Genomic DNA, 19,264 nt, shown 5'->3' on the forward strand with positions numbered 1-19,264 from the left:
CGGGCGATAGCCCTTTAGACGCCCAGCAGTTCGTTGAGCGTGTCCTGTTTTTCTGAAAGTTCCGACGCCTCGAAATGCTCGACGATCTGGCCGTGCTCCATGACGTAGAAGCGGTCGGCCAGCGGCGCCGCGAAGCGGAAATTCTGCTCCACCATGACGATGGTGTAGCCGCGCTGCTTGAGCGTGGTGATCATGCGGGCCAGCGCCTGGACGATGACCGGGGCCAGGCCTTCAGAGATTTCGTCCAGCAGCAGCAGGTTCGCGCCGGTGCGCAGGATGCGCGCCACGGCCAGCATCTGCTGTTCGCCACCCGACAGGCGGGTGCCGGGCGAATGCCGGCGTTCCTGCAGGTTGGGGAACATGTCGTAGATTTCGGCCAGCGACATGCCGCCGCCCAGCGAACCCACGACGGGCGGCAGCAGCAGGTTTTCCTCGCACGACAGGCTGGCGAAAATACCGCGCTCTTCGGGACAGTAGCCCACGCCCAGATGCGCGATCTTGTAGGTGGGCAGGTCGATGGCTTCGGTGCCATGGATGCGCACCGAGCCCTTGCGGGACCCGGTCAGGCCCAGGATGGCGCGTAGCGTGGTGGTGCGGCCGGCGCCATTGCGGCCCAGCAGCGTCACGACTTCGCCTTGCGCGACCCGCATATCCACGCCGTGCAGGATATGCGATTCCCCGTACCAGGCCTGCAGGCCCGAGATTTCCAGTGCCGGGGTACTCATGCATGCGCTCCTTGAAGTTCGCCGTCGGTGGTGCCCATGTAGGCTTGCATCACGGCCGGATGGCGGGAGACTTCGGCGTAGGATCCCTCGGCCAGCACCGCGCCGCGCGCCAGCACGGTAATGGTGTTGGCGATGGAGGACACGACGTTCATGTTGTGTTCCACCATCAGGATGGTGCGGCCGGCGCTGACGCGCTTGATCAACTGCGTCACGCGGTCGACGTCTTCGTGGCCCATGCCTTGCGTGGGCTCGTCCAGCAGCATCAGTTCGGGTTCCATCGCCAACGTGGTGGCGATTTCAAGCGCGCGCTTGCGGCCGTAAGGCAGGTTTACCGTGGTTTCGTTGGCGAACGCGCCCAGGTCCACCTGCTCGAGCAGGGCGCGCGCGGGTTCGTTCAGTTCGGCCAGGCGCTTGTCGCTGCGCCAGAAGTGAAACGACAGGCCCGTCTTGCGCTGCAAGCCGATGCGCACGTTCTCGAGCACGGTCAGGTGAGGGAACACCGCCGAGATCTGGAACGAGCGGATCACGCCGCGCCGCGCGATCTGCGCCGGGCGTTCGCCCGTGATGTCCAGACCGTTGAATTTGATGGTTCCCGACGTGGGGGAAAGGAATTTGGTCAGCAGGTTGAAGCATGTGGTCTTGCCCGCGCCGTTCGGCCCGATCAAGGCATGAATCTCGCCTCGCTTGATACGCAAATCGACCCCATTGACCGCGACAAAACCGCGGAATTCCTTGGTGAGGCCTTTTGTCTCCAGGATCGTGTCGTCCATGTCCGCTGCACCGGCGTTGTATTTATATGTGGACTCTGCCCAGCGTCATGCGCAGGGCCCCCGTGGGGTCTGAAAACTGCCCTATCCGCTCAGTTTTCTACAAGAGTTGCCGGCGAGTATGCGCACCTCCAGATCAAAATTCCATGAGGGTTTGTCATAGGTTTTGCAGTGCGGAAAGGTGAATTGTCGGGTGGCTGACAATTCGCATCCTCATTGGGTAAAAACCCGATATACGTATGCAATGCGTTGCAGCAAATCCGCATTGATCGTCATCAATCCGTCATCACGGCGGGCATGGGGAAAACCCGGCTGGCTGGCGCTGCGCGAGCCCGCGCAGCGCAGACGGAATTCAACGCGCGGTTATTTACGCCGGCGTTTTATCCTTGAATTCGCACAGGTCCGAAATACCGCATTGCGGGCATTTCGGTTTGCGCGCCACGCAGACGTAGCGGCCCTGCAGGATCAGCCAGTGATGTGCGTCCTGCATATATTCGCGCGGCACGAACTTTTCAAGTTTCAATTCAACTTCCAGCACGTTCTTGCCGGGGGCGATGCCCGTGCGGTTCGATACCCGGAAAATGTGCGTGTCCACGGCCATGGTGGGTTGGCCGAATGCAGTATTCAACACCACGTTGGCGGTTTTGCGGCCCACGCCCGGCAGCGCCTCCAGCGCTTCGCGGGTCTGCGGCACTTCGCCGCCGTGCTGTTCGATCAGGATGCGGCAGGTGGCGATCGTGTTCTTGGCCTTGGTGCGGTACAGGCCGATCGTCTTGATGTAGTCCGCCAGGCCTTCCTCGCCCAGCGCCAGCAGTGCTTGCGGCGTGCCGTAGCGCGGAAAGAACTTGCGGGTGGCGATGTTCACCGACTTGTCGGTGGCCTGCGCCGACAACAGCACCGCGATCAGCAGCTGGAACGGCGTGTCGTATTCGAGCTCGGTGGTCGGGTGCGGATTGGCCGCCTGCAGGCGGGCGAATATCTCTCGGCGTTTGGCGGCGTTCATGGGCGCGGGGCGTTGCGGCGGGCCCGGGCGCGGGCCAGGGCGGATTCAATGGCGGCGCGCTTGCGGTCGTCGTCCTGCGCATCGTCGGGGGCGGGGGCGGTGGGCGCGCCGGCGGGCTCGGGGGCCATCAGGCGCGTGTTGTCGGCGGCCAGGCGTTCGATGCGCGCCAGGTGGCGCCGATGGCGCTGGCGGCCAGCAAAGGCGTCCTCGGCGGTCCAGGCGCGGCCCGCGGGCACCATCTGGATGCAGTCGACCGGGCAGGGCGCCACGCACAGGTCGCAGCCGGTGCACCAGTCGGTCAGCACGGTATGCATGTGCTTGTTGGCGCCGACGATGGCGTCGACCGGACAGGCCTGGATGCACAGCGTACAGCCGATGCAATGCGCCTCGTCGATATGGGCGACCAGCAGCGGGCCGGGTTCGCCGCGGGACAGGTCCAGCGGTAACGGCGGCGTATCGAGCAGGCTGGCCAGCGCGGCGATGCCTTCGTCGCCGCCCGGCGGGCAGCGGTTGATGGGGGCCGCGCCCTCGGCGATGGCGTCGGCGTAGGGCCGGCAGCCGTCAAAACCGCACTTGGTGCATTGCGTCTGAGGCAGCAAGGCATCGATGCGGTCGGCTAATGTGCGACAGGACATGGCGGGCGATGAAAAGAAAAGGGGCCGCTCGGGCCCCGTGGAAGACGGTTCGGAGAACGGATCAGGCCGATTGCCGGATGAATTCCGCGATTTTAGGACAGATCATTTCGCGCCACCGGCGGCCCGAGAAAATCCCGTAGTGGCCGCAGTTGGGGGCGGTGTAATGCGTCTTGCGCTCGGCCGGGATGTTCTTGCACAGCTTGATGGCCGCGCGGGTCTGGCCCTGGCCCGAGATGTCGTCCAGTTCGCCTTCGATCGTGAACAGCGCGACCTTCTTGATGTCGGCCGGCCGCACCAGTTGGCCGTCGACCTCCCAGGTGCCATTGGGCAGCGCGAAGTCCTGGAACACCATGCGGATGGTGTCCAGGTAGAACTCGGCCGGCATGTCCAGCACGGCGTTGTATTCGTCGTAGAAGCGGCGATGCGCCTCGGCGTCGTTGTCGTCGCCGCGCAGCAGGTCCAGGTAGAACTCGTAGTGCGACTTCATGTGGCGGTCGGGGTTCATGGCCATGAACCCGGCGTGCTGCAGGAAGCCCGGGTAGACCTTGCGGCCCGACCCCGGGTAACGCGGCGGAACCGGGTGGATCACCTGGTTCTCGAACCACGAGTAGGGCTTGGTGGTGGCCAGGCGGTTCACTTGCGTGGGCGATTGGCGCGGATCGATGGGGCCGCCCATCATGACCATGCTGCGGGGCTGGCAGGGATCGTTGGCCGAGGCCATCAGCGACACGGCGGCCAGCACGGGCACGGTCGGCTGGCAGACCGAGATCACGTGGACATCGGGACCCAGGTGCCGGATGAAATCCTGCACGTAGCGGACGTAGTCGTTCAGGTGGAACGGCCCGGCCGACAGCGGCACCATGCGGGCGTCGATCCAGTCGGTCACGTAGATGTCGTGGTTCGGCAGCAGGGCGCGCACGGTGTCACGCAGCAGCGTGGCATGGTGGCCCGACATGGGCGCCACCAACAGCACCTTGGGGTCGTTTTTCGGGGTTTGGCGCACATCGCGGTGAAAGTGCACCAGCCGGCAGAAGGGCTTGTCCAGCACGACCGATTCGGTCACCCGGACGGACTTGCCGTCGATTTCGGTGGCGGGCAGGTTCCAGGCGGGTTTCTGGTATTCCTTGCCGATACGCGTCATCAACTCGTATCCCGCGGCCATCTGGCGCGAGATCGGGGTGTAGGCGAGGGGACTGTAGGGACTGGAGAACAGCTGGGAACCGGCATCCGTAAAAGCAGCGAACGGAGTCAGGAAGGCGCGCTGCATTTCGTGCAATTGGTACAGCATTGGGGAAAGTCCTTCTGGGTCGTGCGTGTGCCCCGATTATTGCGCCGGGGAGTAACGGTATTTCCAATTCATCTGACGAAAGCGTCCGAAAATCGGCTTTTGTGTTGCAAAAATGCGACCCGTCATCCCTTGTGCACCAGTTTAGGGCGGAATCAAGCGGGGGCAGCGGCCTAAAAAGGGGGATTTCCGGCCTAGGCCGGATGGGCCAGGAAAGCACCTGGCCCGGACTGGAATTCACCAGTAGTTTTCCACGGCCAGGTTGCCGGGAATGCCGCGGCGTCCCGGCTTGAAGCCGCGTTCGCCCAGCAACTTGCGGGCATCGGCCAGCATGTCCGGATTGCCGCAAAGCATGATCTTTGCTTGCTCCGGGTCCAGCGGCACGCCCGCCAGCCGTTCCAGCCCGCCATCGGCGATCAGCGTGGTCAGGCGCGCTTGCGGCATGCCGGGCAGGGTTTCGCGGGTGGCGATCGGCAGGTACACCAGCTTGTGCGGATCGGCCGCGAACAGCTCGGCCAGGGCCGGATCGCGGCGCCAGCCTTCGATTTCGTCGCGGTAGGCCAGCTCGGTCGCGGTGCGCACGCCGTGCACCAGGATGATGCGGCGATAGGCGCGCCAGACGGCCGGGTCGCGCAGGATCGACAGGTAGGCCGACAGTCCGGTGCCCGAGGCCAGCAGCCAGAGGTCGCCGCCGGGGGCGAAGCGCTCCAGCGTCAGGAAGCCGTAGGGCGCTTTTTCGACGTAGAGCGCGTCGCCAGGCTGCAGCCGCGCCATGCGCGGGCTGAACAGGCCTTCGGGAACCACGATGGAGTAGAACTCCAGCCACGGCTCCTGCGGGGCCGACACCATCGAGTAGGCGCGCCACAGCGTGGGCGGACCGTCGGGATCGTCGGCGCCCGGCAGGCCGACCCGGGCGAACTGGCCCGGCTGGAACGTATACGCGTCGTCGCGCGTGACCCGCAAGGAGAACAACTTGTCGGGCACCCAGGTGTGGACATGGGTGACGGTCTGGCGCGTGTATTTGGAATCGTCGGTCATCGGGGCATCGCGCGTCGCGGGCCGTGAACGGCCCCGCGTTCGCGGATTATTTTTCCAGGTATTGCAGCTTGTCCTGCTTGCCGTTCCACTCGTCGGCGTCGGGCAGCGGCTTCTTGGCGCGGCTGATGCTGGCGAACTCGGGCGAGAGCTCGGCATTCAGGGCGATGAAGTTCAATTGGTCTTGCGGCACGTCTTCTTCGGCGTAGATCGCGTTGGCCGGGCATTCCGGGATGCAGACGGCGCAATCGATGCATTCGTCGGGGTCGATCACCAGGAAGTTCGGACCCTCACGAAAACAGTCCACCGGGCACACATCTACGCAATCGGTGTACTTGCACTTGATACAGTTTTCGGTGACGACGTGGGTCATTCAGGGACTCCGGGCAGGCGGCATTTGTGTTTTGTTGGGCGGATTTTACCCAATGCAGCGCCAAACCGCCGTGAATACCCGTGTTGACATCGTGGCGCACTGGGGGGTGGGACGGCGCCTTCATGCTATGGTGTCGCGAAACGATACGCGCAATCATGATAATCACCTCGCTGCTCGACACCGATCTGTACAAATTCAGCATGATGCAGGTGGTGCTGCATCAATTCCCCGCTGCCCAGGTCGAGTACCGTTACAAATGCCGAACGGCGGGGGCCAATCTGCGCCCCTACCTGGACGAAATCCGCGAAGAAGTGCATCAGCTGTGCCAGCTGCGCTTCACTGCCGACGAGCTTAAATATCTGGGCGGCTTGCGCTTTATCAAAAGCGACTTCGTCGATTTCCTCGAACTGTTCCATCTGCCCGAGCGCTGCATCCACATCAGCGAAGGCGATGCGCCGGGCGAGATCAGCATCGAGGTCAAAGGCCCGTGGCTGCACACGATCCTGTTCGAGATCCCCGTGCTGGCCATCGTCAACGAGGTCTATTTCCGCAACACCCGCAAGCATCCCGACTGGGCCGAAGGCCGCAAGCGCCTGCAGTCCAAGATGCACCTGGTGCTGGACGATCCGGCGCTGGCCGACTTCCGCGTGGCTGAGTACGGTACCCGCCGCCGCTTCTCCAAGGTGTGGCATGAGGAAATCGTCTCGACCATGAAGGCGCAGATGGGGCCGCACTTCGCCGGCACCAGCAATGTGCTGCTGGCCAAGCAGCACGAGGTGCTGCCGCTGGGCACCATGGGCCACGAATACCTGCAGGCCTGCCAGGCGCTGGGCCCGCGGCTGCGTGATTCGCAGGTCTTCGCGCTGGAAGTGTGGGCCAAGGAGTACCGCGGCGACCTGGGCATCGCACTGTCCGACGTCTACGGCATGGACGCCTTCCTGCGCGATTTCGACATGTATTTCTGCAAGCTGTTCGACGGCGCCCGCCACGATTCCGGCGATCCCTTCGTCTGGGGCGAGCGCTTGCTCGAGCACTACCGCAAGAACCGGGTCGACCCGCGCGCCAAGACGCTGGTGTTCTCGGATTCGCTGACCTTCCCGCGCGCCATCGAGCTGGCGCGCCAGTTCGCCGGGCGCTGCAAGGTGTCGTTCGGCATCGGCACCAACCTGACCAACGACCTGGGCCACGAGCCTTTGCAGATCGTCATGAAGATGGTTCGCTGCAACGGCCAGCCCGTGGCCAAGGTCTCCGACGCGCCCGAAAAGACCATGTGCGACGATCCGGCCTACCTGGCCTATCTGCGCCAGGTCTTCCAGCTACCGCCCGCCTGAAGCCGCGGCAGGGTAAAGTTCGGCATTCTTCGCATTGTTCCAACCCGTCAACTCGTCACTAGGGGAATATTCATGAGCAGCATCAAGCGCTTCCACGTCGCCAAGCGCCTGTCGGACATGGCCGTGTACAACGGCGTCGCATACCTGGCAGGCCAGGTGCCGGACGATGCCAAGCTGGACATCACCGGCCAGACCGAGCAAGTGCTCGCGACCATCGATCGCCTGCTGGCCGAAGCCGGCACCGACAAGACCAAGATCCTGATGGCCCAGATCTACGTGGCCAACATGAAGGAATTCGACGGCATGAACAAGGCCTGGGACGCTTGGGTTGCCGACGGCAACTCGCCCCCGCGCGCCACCGTCGAGGCCCGCCTGGCCAATCCCGACTTCAAGGTCGAGATCGTCGTGACTGCTGCGGTCGCCTGATTGGCGCGTGCACGATGAAAAGCCCTCCGGCCTGCCGGAGGGCTTTTTTTTCGCGTCCCGCTGGCGCCTGCGGCGAGGGCGTAGTTGTTCCTTGTTTCCAAGGTGAAAACGAATCGGCCCTCGGCCCAGCCCGGGCGTCGACAGCCTGGCGAACCCTATTTATTTCTTTCTCTGTAGGGCACCAGGGTATTCAAATGGCCAGCCTTGCCGGCTTGCTCGCAGGTAATGTTCATGCTGAATGCCACCAACATGTCATCGCTCTTGCGAAAATGGACCCAGATTCGCGTTTCGGAGCCCTTGGGCGGTGTGTACAGATAGTCATTGCAGACGCCCTGGCCGTTCATCGTATCCAGGACGGCCACGGGCTTGCCCAGCATCGCGGTGACTTCCGGTTGCTTCACGCCCGGCTCGCTCAGCCTGGTGATATTGCGATCCTGCAGCAACGCCACCGTGCCGCATCCTGTCATGAAAAGCAGGGTTGCCACTACTGCGAATTTCTTGATCGTGTTTGATTTTGCCATGTGAGGTGTGGGTAAGGTCAAAAGGGGAGAGGGCGTGGGAAAGGCTGGGCTTTCCGCCACCGGTAAAAGAAATAGCATGGGAAATATCGCGGGATTTAAACGCTTTGATATTGTTGTGATTTAAAAATCCGCGCCTCTGGCAACGGCTTCGCCAGCCTTTTTCCAAATGGGAAAGCAAGCCGTCACGTCGCGTGGCTTGCGCCCCGGATGGGGGGCGCCGCTAGGCGGCCGTCACCAACAGGCCGGCCAGCAGGCCGCCGGCGTCCTCGCAGCGCGCCAGTTCGGCCGGCGCCACGGTCTTGGGGGCGGCGATCTGTTCGGGCGTCTGCGCGCCCAGATTGACGATCAGGGCGGGCGCGGCGGCGCGCAGGCGCCAGCCGGTGCAGATGCGCTCGACCTGGCGGGCGGCACCCGCGCCGTCGCTGCCGGCGCTGATCAGGCAGGCATAGGGCCGGCCGGCAATGCGGTCCAGCACGCCGTAGTAGCAACGGTCGAAGAATTCCTTCATCTCGCCGCTCAGGCTGGCCAGGTTTTCCGGCGCGCAGAACAGGAATCCGTCGCTGGCCAGGACATCGGCCTCGGTGGCGTCTTCCGCGCGGCGCAGGACCACCGCCAACGCGTCCGGCTGCTCCAGCAATGTGGCCGCGGCCAGGGCGCCTTGGGCGGCGGCCTGCGCCATCTGCCGGGCCGCGCCGGTGCGGGAATGCCAGACGATCAGCAGTTGCTTCACGGGTAGCGCCTCAGGGTGTCTTGCCGATAGTAGGCCTGCAGCAGGCCGAACCATTCGGGCAGGGCTTCGGCCATGGGGTGGGGGTCGACGAAGAAATGTTCGGAGCTGACGGCGAAGAACTCGGCCTCGTCCGTGGCGGCGTAGGGGTCCAGCGGCAGTTGCCCGTACCAGGCGTCGGCTTCCTCGCTTTCGGGGTCCACGTCGCGCGGAATGGCGGCCTCCACCGCATCCACCGCGGCGATGAAGCGGTCCAGGCTGTCGTCCAGGACACGTCGCCAGTCGCGCGGCTTCAGGTCGCCGTGCGCGGCCAGCGAGGGCATGCCGTCGGCAAAGCCCGATTGCAGGTCCAGCTTGTGCGCGAATTCGTGGATCACCACGTTGAAGCCGCCCTCGGACAGCAGCGCGTCTTCCCAGGACAGCACCAGCGGCCCGCCTTCCCAGGCTTCGCCGGCCGCGTCCTCGACGTATTCGTGCATGACGCCGTCTTCGTCCAGGCGCTTGCGCGGGATGCGGAATCCGGCGGGGTAGACGATGATCTCGTCCCAGCCTTCGTACAGCGTAGGCGTCAGGTTCAGGATCGGCAGGCTGGCCTGGGCCGCGATCGACAGCCGCATGAAGTCGGACACCTCCAGGCCCTGGGCGCCGTTGATGGTCTTGCTGGCCAGCAGCCACGCCGACCGCGCCAGCAACTGGGCGGTTTCATCGGCGTCCAGCGCCGCCAGGAACGGGTGGGTCTGCAACACCTGCCGCCAGAGATCGGGAGCGATCCGGGCCTGCATTTCCGCCACCTCCGACGGGCGTGCTCCCCGGCCCTTGAGCCAGCGCAACATAAGCTTGAGTTCCTTGTATATATGCCCGGGCATTGCCGGCGTTTCCGTACTTGTTTCCTAGTGTAGAGTGTCGGAATCTTCCATTCCCACCCCGCAATACGTCCGCGATGTCCGCCCCGCCTGTTCTCGATGCGCCTCCGCCTTTCGACGCTTCCTGGCGACAGGAGGCTGGCGCGGGTCTGGATGCCGACGGCCTTGGGTTTATCGACCGGGCCGTGGCCTGGTCGGTTCCCCGGTTCGAGGGCCAGCAGGCCCTGACGGGCGAGCCGCTGGCCTCCCACGGCGCCGGCGTCGTGCGTATCCTGGCGGGCCTGCACACCGATTCGGCCACCCGTGCGGCGGCGCTGCTGGCCGCGCTGCCTACCGACCTGACCGCGCCGGCGCCCGCCTTGCGCAATGATCCGGTCGCCGCCGCCTTTGGCGCCGAAGTTGCCCGGCTGGTCCAGGGCGCCCGGGCGCTGTTGCGGCTGGGCGTGGTGGCGCGCCAGGCCAGCGACGCCGAAGCCGAGACCGGCACGCAAAAGGAAATGCAGCGCAAGATGCTGCTGGCCATGGCGGCCGATCTGCGCATCGTGCTGATGCGCCTGGCGTCGCGCCTGCAGACCTTGCGCTGGCACGCCGAAAGCAAGACGCCGTGTTCGACCGATTTTGCCCGCGAGACTCTGGACCTGTACGCGCCGCTGGCCAACCGGCTGGGTATCTGGCAGATCAAGTGGGAAATGGAAGATCTGGCGTTCCGCTTCCTGGACCCGGACAAATACAAGCAGATCGCGCGCCTGCTCGAAGAAAAGCGGGTCGAGCGCGAGGCCTTCATCGCCGGCGCTATCGAGCGCCTGCAGGCGGCGCTGGCCAAGCATGGCATCGACGCCGAGGTCAGCGGCCGGCCCAAGCATATCTACAGCATCTGGAACAAGATGCGGGTCAAGCGGCTGGACTTCGCCCAGATGTACGACCTGCGCGCGCTGCGCATCATCGTGGACGACGTGCGCGCCTGCTACACGGCGCTGGGCATGGTGCACGAGATGTGGACGCCGCTGTCCAACGAGTTCGACGACTATATTTCGCGCCCCAAGCCCAACGGCTACCGGTCCTTGCACACGGTGGTGGCCGACGATGACGGCCGGCCGTTCGAGGTGCAGATCCGCACGCAAGAAATGCACCAGTTCGCCGAATACGGCATGGCCGCGCACTGGCGCTACAAAGAGGCCGGGGCCAAGGGCGGCCAGGTGGCCGCCTCCAGCGAATACGACCGGCAACTGGCCTGGATGCGCCAGCTGCTGGCCTGGAATACCGACGTCGAATCCGGCGAGGCGCCGGCCGCGGACGCTGGCAAACCCGATGGCGGCAAGCCCGCTTCCGGCAGGGCCGCCACCGGGCGCGGCCGCCACGCCGCCGCGCCCGAGCCCTCGGAAGACCGCATCTACGTGCTGACGCCGCAGGCGCGGGTGATCGAGCTGCCCGCGGGCGCCACGCCCGTCGATTTCGCGTACCACCTGCACACCGACCTGGGCCACCGTTGCCGGGGCGCCCGCGTCGACGGCCAGATGGTGCCGCTGCAGACGCGGCTGGCCACCGGCCAGACGGTCGAGATCATCTCGGCCAAGTCCGGCGGCCCGTCGCGCGACTGGCTCAATCCGCAGCTGGGGTTTCTGGCCAGCTCGCGCTCCCGGGCCAAGGTGCGCATGTGGTTCAACGCCATCGAACTGCAGCAGCGCATCACCCAGGGCCAGGCGCTGGTCGAAAAGGAATTGCAGCGGCTGGGCAAGACCGCCGTCAATCTGGAGCAGCTGGCGCAGAACCTGGGTTTTGCCCGCGCGGACGACCTGTACGTGGCCGCCGCCAAGGAAGAATTCAGCCTGCGGCAGATCGATACGCTGTTCCAGGCGCCGGGCCCCGCGGTCGAGCCGCAGCCGGCCGCCTTGCGCCACGCCAGCGCGGGCAGCGCCGAAAAGAGCGGCAAGAGCGGCGTGCTGGTGGTGGGCGTGGGCTCGCTTTTGACGCAGTTGGCGCGCTGCTGCCGTCCGGCGCCGCCCGACGCCATCGCCGGCTTCGTGACGCGCGGACGCGGCGTTTCGATTCACCGCAGCGATTGCCACAGCTACCTGGCGCTGGCCGAACGCGAACCCGAACGCGTGATCGAAGTGGCCTGGGGCGAAACCCCGGCCGACACCTTCTATCCGGTCGACATCAGCGTGCGCGCGCACGATCGTTCGGGCTTGTTGCGGGATCTGTCCGAAGTCTTCGCGCGGCTGCGCCTGAACGTGGTGGGCGTGAACACGCAAAGCCGGCAATCGCTGGCCCACATGGTGTTCACGGTGGAGGTGCGCGGGGGCGAATCGCTGGCCCGCGCGCTGGACGCCCTGGCCGAGGTGCAGGGCGTGTCGTCGGCGACGCGCCGCTAGGCCGCGCGCCTTGACTCGCGCGGGCGCCGGGCGCCCGCGCACGGATCAGTGATCCAGCCGCTCGTGCGCGCGTTCGCGCATGTAGAACGACGCCACCAGGCCCAGCGCCACGCCGAACATCACGTAGTACGCAGGGGCCATTGGCGAGCCGGTGGTCTTGATCAGCCAGGTCACGATGAACTGCGCGAAACCGCCGAAGATCATCACCGCCACGTTATAGGCCAGCGACAAGCCCACCGAGCGTACCCGGGCCGGGAACAGTTCGGCCATTACCGTGCTGAAGACGCCGAAGAAGGCCGACACGAAGAAGCACACCACAATCTGCACGGTCAGCAGGCGGCCGATCGACGGCGCATCCGACAGCCAGTAGTACAGCGGATACAGCACCAGCAGGTAGCCGATCAGCGAGCCGATCACGATGGGGCGGCGGCCGACGCGGTCGGACCAGGCGCCCATGAACGGCGTCAGCAGCACCATCAGCGCCGCGCCCGCCATCTGCACCAAAAAGGTCTGGTTCAGCGGCAGCTTCAGGATCTGGGTCGAATAGGTCACCAGGTACGTGAAGGTGATGTAGATCGATACCGTCGCCGTCACCACCAGTCCCACGCCGATCAGCGTTTCGCGGGTGTGCGTGCGCACCATCTCGACCAGGCTCAGGCGCTGCACTTCGCCGCGGGCGGCGGCCTGGCGTTCTTCTTCCTTCATCTGCTTGAAGGCGTCGGTTTCGTCGATGTTGCGGCGGATATAGATGGCGATCGGCACAATCACCAGGCCGAAGGCGAACGGCAGGCGCCAGGCCCACGCGGCGATCTGTTCCTGGGTGAAGAACTCGGTGATCAGCGTGCCGCAAGCCGCGCCGATCAGCAGCGCCAGCATCTGGCCGGCCATCTGCCAGGACCCGTAGAAGCCGCGCTTGCCGTTGGGCGCCATCTCGATCAGCAGGGCGGTCGAGGTGCCGAATTCGCCGCCGGCCGAAAAGCCCTGCAGCAGGCGCGCGATCAGGATGAAGATAGGGGCCAGGATGCCGGCGGCGTGGTAGGTGGGCGCCACGGTGATCAACGCGATCGACACCGCCATCAGCGAAGTCACCATCACCATGGCCGCCTTGCGGCCCTTCTTGTCGCCGTACATGCCCAGGATGATGCCGCCGACCGGACGCATGAAAAAGCCGACGCCGAAGATCGCCGTGGTCATCAGGATCGCGTTCAGTTCGCTGCCGGGGACGCTGGGGTCCGTCGGAAAGAACAGTTTCGAGATGATCGGCGTCATGAACGCGAACACCAGGAAGTCATACCATTCGAGGGCGTTGCCGATGACTGCCGCCACGATGTTGCGCGTGGGAACTGCTTTGTGCTGCACGGGTTCTCCTTGGGGGGCTTTTGCTTTGAAGGGCAACATTCTATGCCCAGGCACAGGTCTGGCTCCGCGACGCCAGCGCGTCCTGGCTTTACACTCCTCTTTTTCCCCAAGAGAGTTGCTACATGAACGCGCGCACCTGGCTGGAGACGCTGGTCGGCTTTGACACCACCAGCCGCAATTCCAATCTCGCCCTCATCGAAACCGTCCGTGATTGGCTCAAGGGCCAGGGCGTCGATGCGTGGCTGGCGCACAATCCCGAGCGCACCAAGGCCAACCTGTTCGCCACGCTGCCGGCGCAAGACGGCGGCCAGCAGGGCGGCATCGTCCTGTCGGGCCATACCGACGTGGTGCCGGTGGACGGCCAGGACTGGAGCACGGATCCGTTCAAGCTGGTCGAAAAAGACGGCCGGCTCTACGGCCGCGGCAGCTGCGACATGAAGGGCTTCATCGCCGGTTCGCTGGCGCTGGTGCCGGAATTCCTGGCCATGCCGCGCAAGAAACCGATCCACCTGGCGTTTTCCTACGACGAGGAAGTCGGCTGCGCCGGCGCGCCGTACATGCTGGCCGACCTGCACGAACGCGGCATCCGCCCCGAAGGCTGCGTGGTGGGCGAGCCCACCGGCATGCAGGTGGTGGTGGCCCACAAGGGCATCAACCTGTTCCGCTGCAAGGTCCACGGCAAGGCGGCGCATTCGTCGCTGACCCCGCGCGGCTGCAACGCCATCGAATACGCCGCCCGCCTGATCTGCCGCATCCGCGACCTGGCCGACAGCTTCAAGGCCAATGGCCCGTACGACCAGTTCTACGACGTGCCGTTCTCGACCATGACCACCAACCAGATCCGCGGCGGCATCGCGGTCAACACCATTCCCGAACTGTGCGAATTCACCTACGAATTCCGCAACCTGCCGGGCATGCAACCCGACGAGATCCAGGCCGAAGTCGAAAAATACGTGCGCGATGAGCTCCTGCCGCGCATGAAGGCCGAATTCGACGGCGCCAGCATCGAGATCGAGACGGGCGCCGCCGCCCCGGCCCTGGAAGCCTCCGAAGAAGCCGCCATCACCCAGTTGGTGCGGGCCCTGACCGAAGACCGCGCCACCCGCAAAGTGGCCTACGGCACCGAAGCCGGCCTGTTCCAGGGCATTGGCATCCCCACGGTGGTCTGCGGTCCGGGCCACATCGAGCAGGCCCACAAGCCCGACGAGTTCGTCGCGATCGACCAGCTGGCGTCCTGCGAAACCTTCCTGCGCCGTCTGGGGCAGTCGCTCTGACGCGCCTGGCGGCGGCGGGTGCTGCCCCGCCGCCGACGGCGTCAGGTAAAATGACGGGTTGCAAACCGGATTTGCGGCTGGCAGTGGTCTGCCGCGATGCCGGGGGAGATGCTTGGTGAAACCTTACGACTTTCCAGATGCCAAGGGCCATTTCGGCCCCTATGGCGGTGTTTTCGTGGCGGAAACGCTGATGCACGCGCTCGACGAGTTGCGTGCGGCTTATGACCATTACCGTGTCGATCCCGCCTTCCTGGAAGAGTTCAACTACGAACTCAAGCATTTCGTGGGCCGTCCCAGCCCCGTCTACCATGCTCGCCGCTGGTCGGACCTGGTCGGCGGCGCCCAGATCTGGTTCAAGCGCGAAGACTTGAACCACACCGGCGCGCACAAGGTCAACAACTGCATCGGCCAGGCACTCCTGGCCAAGCGCATGGGCAAGCCCCGCGTCATCGCCGAAACCGGCGCCGGCCAGCACGGCGTGGCCTCGGCCACCGTGGCCGCCCGCTACGGCATGGAATGCGTGGTCTACATGGGCAGCGAAGACATTCGCCGCCAGGCCTCCAACGTCTACCGCATGAAGTTGCTGGGCGCCAAGGTCGTGCCGGTCACCTCCGGCTCCCGCACCCTGAAGGACGCGCTCAACGAAGCGATGCGCGACTGGGTCACCAACATCGAAAACACCTTCTACATCATCGGCACCGTAGCGGGTCCCGACCCCTATCCCCGCATGGTGCGCGACTTCCAGACCGTCATCGGCAACGAATGCCTGACGCAGATGCCCGAAGCCATCGGCCGCCAGCCCGACTACGTCGTGGCGGCGGTGGGCGGCGGCTCCAACGCCATGGGCATTTTCCATCCCTACATCCCCTACGAAAACGTGCGCCTGATCGGCGTCGAGGCGGCGGGCGAGGGCATGGACAGCGGCAAGCATGCCGCCTCGCTGGCGGCTGGCCAGGTCGGCGTGCTGCATGGCAACCGTACTTACGTCATGCAGAACGCCGACGGCCAGGTCCAGGAAACGCATTCGGTCTCGGCCGGGCTGGATTACCCCGGTGTCGGCCCCGAGCACGCCTGGCTGAAGGATTCGGGTCGGGCCGAGTACGTCGGCATCACCGACGATGAAGCCCTGAAGGCGTTCCACGACTGCTGCCGCATCGAAGGCATCATGCCGGCGCTGGAATCCTCCCATGCCATTGCCCAAGCCGTGAAGATGGCCGCCACGCTGCCGCGCGACGCCGTCATCCTGGTCAATCTGTCGGGCCGTGGCGACAAAGACATGCATACCGTCGCCGAACGTGCCGGTATCGAGCTCTAACATGACGACATCCCGCACTGACCGCATCGCAGCCGCCTTTGCGCGCACCGCCGAATCCGGCCGCGCCGCGGCGCTGATCCCCTACATCGCGGCCGGCGATCCGTCGCCCGAAGCCACCGTGCCCCTGATGCACGCGCTGGTCCAGGCCGGCGCCGACGTGCTCGAACTGGGCGTGCCGTTCTCCGATCCCATGGCCGACGGCCCCGTGATCCAACGCGCCGCCGATCGCGCCATCGCCCACGGCGTGGGCCTGGGCCGCGTGCTGGACCTGGTGGCCGACTTCCGCCGCCAAGACTCGGCCACCCCGGTGGTGCTGATGGGCTACGCCAACCCCATCGAGCGCATGGGTCAAGCCGAATTCGCCCGCCGCGCCGAAGCCGCCGGCGTCGACGGCGTCCTGGTGGTCGACTATCCGCCCGAAGAAATCGTCGAGTTTGCCGGCACCCTCGGCCAGCATGGCATTGCCCCGATCTTCCTTCTGGCCCCCACGTCCACCGACGACCGCATCCAGGCCGTCGCCAAGGTCGCCCGCGGCTACGTCTACTACGTCTCGCTCAAGGGCGTGACGGGCGCCGGTTCCCTCAATACCGACGACGTGGCCGAGCGCGTGGCCGTCATCCGCCGCTACGTGCGCGATATTCCGGTCGGCGTGGGCTTCGGCATCCGCGACGCCGAAAGCGCGCAGCGCGTGGCTGGCGTGGCCGACGCGGTCGTCATCGGCAGCAAACTGATTGAAACCATGGAGCAGGCGGTGGCGAACGTCCCCGCGGCCCAACAAACCGACGCCGCAGTCTCCGCCGCAGGCGGCTGGCTGCGCACCATCCGGCAGGCGCTGGATCAAGTAAAACGACAAAACGCGTCCGCCTGAGCGGCTTGGCGCGACCTCCTAACGGGATGAAAAAACAATGAGCTGGATCGAAAAACTCCTGCCTCCTCGCATCAACAAGACCAGCGACAGCGGCGCCCGCCGCGTACCCGAGGGCCTGTGGGTGAAATGCCCGTCGTGCGAAACGGTGCTGTACAGCGAAGACTTGGCGGCCAACCTGCACGTCTGCCCCAAGTGCGACCACCATATGCGCATCGGGTCCCGCGCCCGCATCGATTCCCTGCTCGACCTCGAAGGCCGGGTTGAAATCGGCCAGACCACGCGTTCCGTGGACACGCTGAAGTTCAAGGACACCCGCAAGTACCCCGAGCGCCTGCAAGAGGCCGTCAAGCAGACGGGCGAAACGGACGCGCTGGTGGTCGTCAGCGGTTCCATCCGCGGCGTGCCGGCAACGCTGGCCTGCTTTGAATTCGAATTCATGGGCGGTTCCATGGGTTCGGTCGTGGGCGAGCGCTTTGCGCGCGGCGCCCAGGCCGCTCTGGACAACAAGACTCCCTTCATCTGCGTGGCTGCCTCGGGCGGCGCGCGCATGCAGGAAAGCCTGTTGTCGCTCATGCAGATGGCCAAGACCAATGCCATGCTGACGCGCCTGTCGGCCGCCGGCCTGCCGTTCATCAGCGTGCTGACCGACCCCACCATGGGCGGCGTGTCGGCCAGCTTCGCCTTCATGGGCGACGTGGTCATCGCCGAGCCCAAGGCGCTGATCGGCTTCGCCGGTCCGCGCGTGATCGAACAGACCGTGCGCGAAAAGCTGCCCGAAGGCTTCCAGCGCGCCGAATTCCTGCTGCAGAAGGGCGCCATCGACATGGTGGTCGACCGCCGCCAGCTGCGCGAGGAAATCGCCCGCCTGCTGGCGCTGTTGACCAACCAGCCGGCTGACGTCGTCACCGCCGCCTGATCGCGTCGCGACGTCCGTCCACGCGTTGCTGGCGTGGATGGCGTGACGATGGAACGCCGCCGCTACCTTCGTGTGCCGGCGGCGTTTTCATGGGCTTGTCAGGCCAATCGTGACAGCATGATTTTGTTGGCCGGCGGAACAGTGTTTTCCATCGGCTTTGTTGCCATATTGCGACACATTGCGAGCCTTCTGGCCCGGTTTTTGCTATGTTGTGCAGTACCGGAAAAAAGCTCGTGAATATTACCGAGACGCTTATTCCCAACAAAATACGGAGCAACACCCAATGCAGTCGACGAAGAATAAAATGCTGGCGCGCCTTGTCGGTTTGGCCCTGGCCGGTGTCGCTACTTTTGCTAGTGCGCAGTCGTCCGAGGGAACCCAGGGCGGGATAAGCGCCCACTATGGCATTGGCGATCACTACCAGCGTTTCACCCTGAGCTACGAAACCCCGTCGATCTGGACGTACCAGTTTGGTGGCAATTGGGGTCGGCTGGATCTCACGCCCGAACTCGGCGCCTCGTACTGGTGGGCCAACAGCGGCCGTTCGCCGGGCCACGTCTGGCAACTGAACGCCATCCCGATGTTCCGCTGGTGGACGGGCGAGCGCTTCTACCTCGAAGCCGGTATCGGGGCTACAGTGTTCTCCAGCACCCGCTTCGCCAACGAAAACATCAGCACGGCCTTCCAGTTCGGCGACCACGTGGGCATGGGTTTCCTCCTGACCCCGAACAACCGCATCGGCGTGCGTTACTCGCACTTCTCCAACGCCAGCATCAAGCGCCCGAACCCGGGCCTGGATACGGTTCAGCTGACCTACACGTACCAGTTCTGATCCTTCCCGCATCGGCATGAAGAAGACCCTCGGCAACGAGGGTTTTTTTTCGTCCAGAGGGAGGGCGTCCTTCGGCGTTCAGGCCGACTTGCGGCGGGACGCCGAGGTGCGCCTTCTGGATGGCGTGAGGGTGGGCGCTGGCAGCGAACCGCCGGCCCATAAAAAAGCCCCCATCGATTGATGGGGGCTTTTGCCTGCGTGGCGCGGCTTAGTGGCGGGTTTCGACCTGAACCAGGGGTTCGTTCGACACCGCGGCCACCGGCTTGCGCTCGCGGCCCAGGCGGACCGGCGTGTGCGCGGCGGCGATGCGCACCTGCGTCTGAGCGTGGCGCTCAGGGTCGGTTTCCACCCATTGCAGTCCGGCGGCGTTCACCACGTCGTGCAGGGCTTGCGCCTTGGCCGAGGGCGCCGTTGCCGGCACCACGATGGGCTGGGCGCTGGCCGGGGCTACCGGGGCGGCAACCACGGGCGCTGCGACCGGCGCGGGCGTTTCGGCGACCGGGGCCGGGGGGGCGGCCACGGGTTCGACCGGCGCTGTCAAGACGGGGGGCACGATCGGTTCGGCGGCAGCGGCCTCCACCGGGGCCACGACGGGCGCGGCCGGCTCGGAAACCTGGCTGGCAGGCTCGACGGCCAC

The 19,264-nt window shown here is 65.3% G+C and carries 21 protein-coding genes and 1 pseudogene; 10 read left to right on the forward strand and 12 right to left on the reverse strand.

Annotated elements, in window-relative coordinates; translation table 11 throughout:
* Positions 1 to 14: 14 nt before the first annotated feature.
* The 7 genes from A9974_RS25590 to fdxA all read right to left on the reverse strand — a co-directional run bounded on the left by A9974_RS25590 (position 15) and on the right by fdxA (position 5,823).
* Positions 15 to 725: an ABC transporter ATP-binding protein gene (locus A9974_RS25590; RefSeq protein ID WP_183006982.1), complete on the reverse strand. Its 711-nt coding sequence runs from the start codon at positions 723 to 725 to the stop codon at positions 15 to 17.
* Positions 722 to 1,495, reverse strand: coding sequence for an ABC transporter ATP-binding protein (locus tag A9974_RS25595; RefSeq protein ID WP_183006983.1), 774 nt, complete (start codon positions 1,493 to 1,495; stop codon positions 722 to 724). Before A9974_RS25595 ends, A9974_RS25590 begins: the two co-directional genes overlap by 4 nt.
* A 364-nt stretch (positions 1,496 to 1,859) precedes the next feature.
* Complete coding sequence (gene nth, locus A9974_RS25600; protein ID WP_183006984.1) at positions 1,860 to 2,495, reverse strand: endonuclease III; 636 nt, start codon at positions 2,493 to 2,495, stop codon at positions 1,860 to 1,862.
* Entirely contained in the window at positions 2,492 to 3,130 is a 639-nt protein-coding gene (gene rsxB / locus A9974_RS25605) for an electron transport complex subunit RsxB (protein WP_183006985.1), read from the reverse strand. Before rsxB ends, nth begins: the two co-directional genes overlap by 4 nt.
* A 61-nt stretch (positions 3,131 to 3,191) precedes the next feature.
* Entirely contained in the window at positions 3,192 to 4,418 is a 1,227-nt protein-coding gene (locus A9974_RS25610) for a polyhydroxyalkanoate depolymerase (protein ID WP_183006986.1), read from the reverse strand.
* Positions 4,419 to 4,652: 234 nt separating this feature from the next.
* Positions 4,653 to 5,453, reverse strand: a complete 801-nt coding sequence (locus tag A9974_RS25615; RefSeq protein WP_183006987.1) for a ferredoxin--NADP reductase — start codon at positions 5,451 to 5,453, stop codon at positions 4,653 to 4,655.
* Positions 5,454 to 5,499: 46 nt separating this feature from the next.
* Positions 5,500 to 5,823 (reverse strand): ferredoxin FdxA, encoded by a 324-nt coding sequence (gene fdxA, locus A9974_RS25620; RefSeq protein WP_006389264.1) that lies wholly within the window; start codon positions 5,821 to 5,823, stop codon positions 5,500 to 5,502.
* Positions 5,824 to 5,978: 155 nt separating this feature from the next.
* Here fdxA and pncB point away from each other — a divergent pair, with 155 nt between their 5' ends.
* Entirely contained in the window at positions 5,979 to 7,154 is a 1,176-nt protein-coding gene (pncB, locus tag A9974_RS25625; protein WP_183006988.1) for a nicotinate phosphoribosyltransferase, read from the forward strand.
* 72 nt (positions 7,155 to 7,226) lie between these two features.
* Positions 7,227 to 7,580 carry a RidA family protein gene (locus tag A9974_RS25630; RefSeq protein ID WP_025137108.1) on the forward strand — a complete coding sequence of 118 codons (354 nt, stop codon included), beginning with the start codon at positions 7,227 to 7,229 and terminating at the stop codon, positions 7,578 to 7,580.
* A gap of 155 nt (positions 7,581 to 7,735) precedes the next feature.
* Here the strand turns inward: A9974_RS25630 and A9974_RS25635 are convergent, their stop codons facing one another.
* The 3 genes from A9974_RS25635 to A9974_RS25645 form a co-directional block, all read right to left on the reverse strand.
* Entirely contained in the window at positions 7,736 to 8,179 is a 444-nt protein-coding gene (locus tag A9974_RS25635) for a hypothetical protein (protein WP_183006989.1), read from the reverse strand.
* A gap of 142 nt (positions 8,180 to 8,321) precedes the next feature.
* Positions 8,322 to 8,831 carry an NAD(P)H-dependent oxidoreductase gene (locus A9974_RS25640; RefSeq protein ID WP_183006990.1) on the reverse strand — a complete coding sequence of 170 codons (510 nt, stop codon included), beginning with the start codon at positions 8,829 to 8,831 and terminating at the stop codon, positions 8,322 to 8,324.
* On the reverse strand, positions 8,828 to 9,661 hold the full coding sequence (locus A9974_RS25645) for a zinc-dependent peptidase (protein ID WP_183006991.1): 834 nt from the start codon (positions 9,659 to 9,661) through the stop codon (positions 8,828 to 8,830). The genes A9974_RS25640 and A9974_RS25645 overlap by 4 nt, the downstream gene beginning before the upstream one ends.
* 107 nt (positions 9,662 to 9,768) lie before the next feature.
* Here A9974_RS25645 and A9974_RS25650 point away from each other — a divergent pair, with 107 nt between their 5' ends.
* Positions 9,769 to 12,063 carry a bifunctional (p)ppGpp synthetase/guanosine-3',5'-bis(diphosphate) 3'-pyrophosphohydrolase gene (locus tag A9974_RS25650; protein ID WP_183006992.1) on the forward strand — a complete coding sequence of 765 codons (2,295 nt, stop codon included), beginning with the start codon at positions 9,769 to 9,771 and terminating at the stop codon, positions 12,061 to 12,063.
* Positions 12,064 to 12,108: 45 nt separating this feature from the next.
* Here the strand turns inward: A9974_RS25650 and A9974_RS25655 are convergent, their stop codons facing one another.
* A complete protein-coding gene (locus A9974_RS25655) occupies positions 12,109 to 13,422 on the reverse strand; it encodes an MFS transporter (protein WP_183006993.1) in 1,314 nt (437 codons plus the stop codon).
* 122 nt (positions 13,423 to 13,544) lie between these two features.
* Here A9974_RS25655 and argE point away from each other — a divergent pair, with 122 nt between their 5' ends.
* The 7 genes from argE (at position 13,545) to A9974_RS25690 (ending at position 18,808) form a co-directional block, all read left to right on the forward strand.
* Positions 13,545 to 14,696: an acetylornithine deacetylase gene (gene argE, locus A9974_RS25660; RefSeq protein WP_183006994.1), complete on the forward strand. Its 1,152-nt coding sequence runs from the start codon at positions 13,545 to 13,547 to the stop codon at positions 14,694 to 14,696.
* 115 nt (positions 14,697 to 14,811) lie between these two features.
* On the forward strand, positions 14,812 to 16,011 hold the full coding sequence (gene trpB / locus A9974_RS25665) for a tryptophan synthase subunit beta (RefSeq protein WP_183006995.1): 1,200 nt from the start codon (positions 14,812 to 14,814) through the stop codon (positions 16,009 to 16,011).
* 1 nt (position 16,012) lies between these two features.
* Positions 16,013 to 16,879, forward strand: a complete 867-nt coding sequence (gene trpA / locus A9974_RS25670; protein WP_183006996.1) for a tryptophan synthase subunit alpha — start codon at positions 16,013 to 16,015, stop codon at positions 16,877 to 16,879.
* Positions 16,880 to 16,916: 37 nt separating this feature from the next.
* Entirely contained in the window at positions 16,917 to 17,795 is an 879-nt protein-coding gene (gene accD, locus A9974_RS25675) for an acetyl-CoA carboxylase, carboxyltransferase subunit beta (RefSeq protein WP_183006997.1), read from the forward strand.
* Positions 17,796 to 17,843: 48 nt separating this feature from the next.
* A complete protein-coding gene (locus tag A9974_RS25680; RefSeq protein WP_183006998.1) occupies positions 17,844 to 18,032 on the forward strand; it encodes a hypothetical protein in 189 nt (62 codons plus the stop codon).
* Positions 18,033 to 18,078: 46 nt separating this feature from the next.
* On the forward strand, positions 18,079 to 18,627 hold the full coding sequence (locus A9974_RS25685; RefSeq protein ID WP_183006999.1) for an acyloxyacyl hydrolase: 549 nt from the start codon (positions 18,079 to 18,081) through the stop codon (positions 18,625 to 18,627).
* 16 nt (positions 18,628 to 18,643) lie between these two features.
* Positions 18,644 to 18,808 (forward strand): hypothetical protein, encoded by a 165-nt coding sequence (locus A9974_RS25690; RefSeq protein ID WP_183007000.1) that lies wholly within the window; start codon positions 18,644 to 18,646, stop codon positions 18,806 to 18,808.
* A gap of 27 nt (positions 18,809 to 18,835) precedes the next feature.
* Here the strand turns inward: A9974_RS25690 and A9974_RS29555 are convergent.
* Positions 18,836 to 19,264: pseudogene (locus tag A9974_RS29555) on the reverse strand (ribonuclease E/G); the annotation flags it as partial.

Origin of the sequence: Achromobacter sp. UMC71, from assembly GCF_014170305.1 — a bacterium.
In the GTDB taxonomy this organism is placed as follows: domain Bacteria; phylum Pseudomonadota; class Gammaproteobacteria; order Burkholderiales; family Burkholderiaceae_B; genus Achromobacter.

Coding starts and splice junctions, on each gene's coding strand:
- A9974_RS25590 (WP_183006982.1), bottom strand. CDS start 725: ATGAGTACCCCGGCACTGGAAATCTCGGGCCTGCAGGCCTGGTACGGG.
- A9974_RS25595 (WP_183006983.1), bottom strand. CDS start 1,495: ATGGACGACACGATCCTGGAGACAAAAGGCCTCACCAAGGAATTCCGC.
- nth (WP_183006984.1), bottom strand. CDS start 2,495: ATGAACGCCGCCAAACGCCGAGAGATATTCGCCCGCCTGCAGGCGGCC.
- rsxB (WP_183006985.1), bottom strand. CDS start 3,130: ATGTCCTGTCGCACATTAGCCGACCGCATCGATGCCTTGCTGCCTCAG.
- A9974_RS25610 (WP_183006986.1), bottom strand. CDS start 4,418: ATGCTGTACCAATTGCACGAAATGCAGCGCGCCTTCCTGACTCCGTTC.
- A9974_RS25615 (WP_183006987.1), bottom strand. CDS start 5,453: ATGACCGACGATTCCAAATACACGCGCCAGACCGTCACCCATGTCCAC.
- fdxA (WP_006389264.1), bottom strand. CDS start 5,823: ATGACCCACGTCGTCACCGAAAACTGTATCAAGTGCAAGTACACCGAT.
- pncB (WP_183006988.1), top strand. CDS start 5,979: ATGATAATCACCTCGCTGCTCGACACCGATCTGTACAAATTCAGCATG.
- A9974_RS25630 (WP_025137108.1), top strand. CDS start 7,227: ATGAGCAGCATCAAGCGCTTCCACGTCGCCAAGCGCCTGTCGGACATG.
- A9974_RS25635 (WP_183006989.1), bottom strand. CDS start 8,179: ATGCTATTTCTTTTACCGGTGGCGGAAAGCCCAGCCTTTCCCACGCCC.
- A9974_RS25645 (WP_183006991.1), bottom strand. CDS start 9,661: ATGTTGCGCTGGCTCAAGGGCCGGGGAGCACGCCCGTCGGAGGTGGCG.
- A9974_RS25650 (WP_183006992.1), top strand. CDS start 9,769: ATGTCCGCCCCGCCTGTTCTCGATGCGCCTCCGCCTTTCGACGCTTCC.
- argE (WP_183006994.1), top strand. CDS start 13,545: ATGAACGCGCGCACCTGGCTGGAGACGCTGGTCGGCTTTGACACCACC.
- trpA (WP_183006996.1), top strand. CDS start 16,013: ATGACGACATCCCGCACTGACCGCATCGCAGCCGCCTTTGCGCGCACC.
- accD (WP_183006997.1), top strand. CDS start 16,917: ATGAGCTGGATCGAAAAACTCCTGCCTCCTCGCATCAACAAGACCAGC.
- A9974_RS25680 (WP_183006998.1), top strand. CDS start 17,844: ATGGAACGCCGCCGCTACCTTCGTGTGCCGGCGGCGTTTTCATGGGCT.
- A9974_RS25685 (WP_183006999.1), top strand. CDS start 18,079: ATGCAGTCGACGAAGAATAAAATGCTGGCGCGCCTTGTCGGTTTGGCC.
- A9974_RS25690 (WP_183007000.1), top strand. CDS start 18,644: ATGAAGAAGACCCTCGGCAACGAGGGTTTTTTTTCGTCCAGAGGGAGG.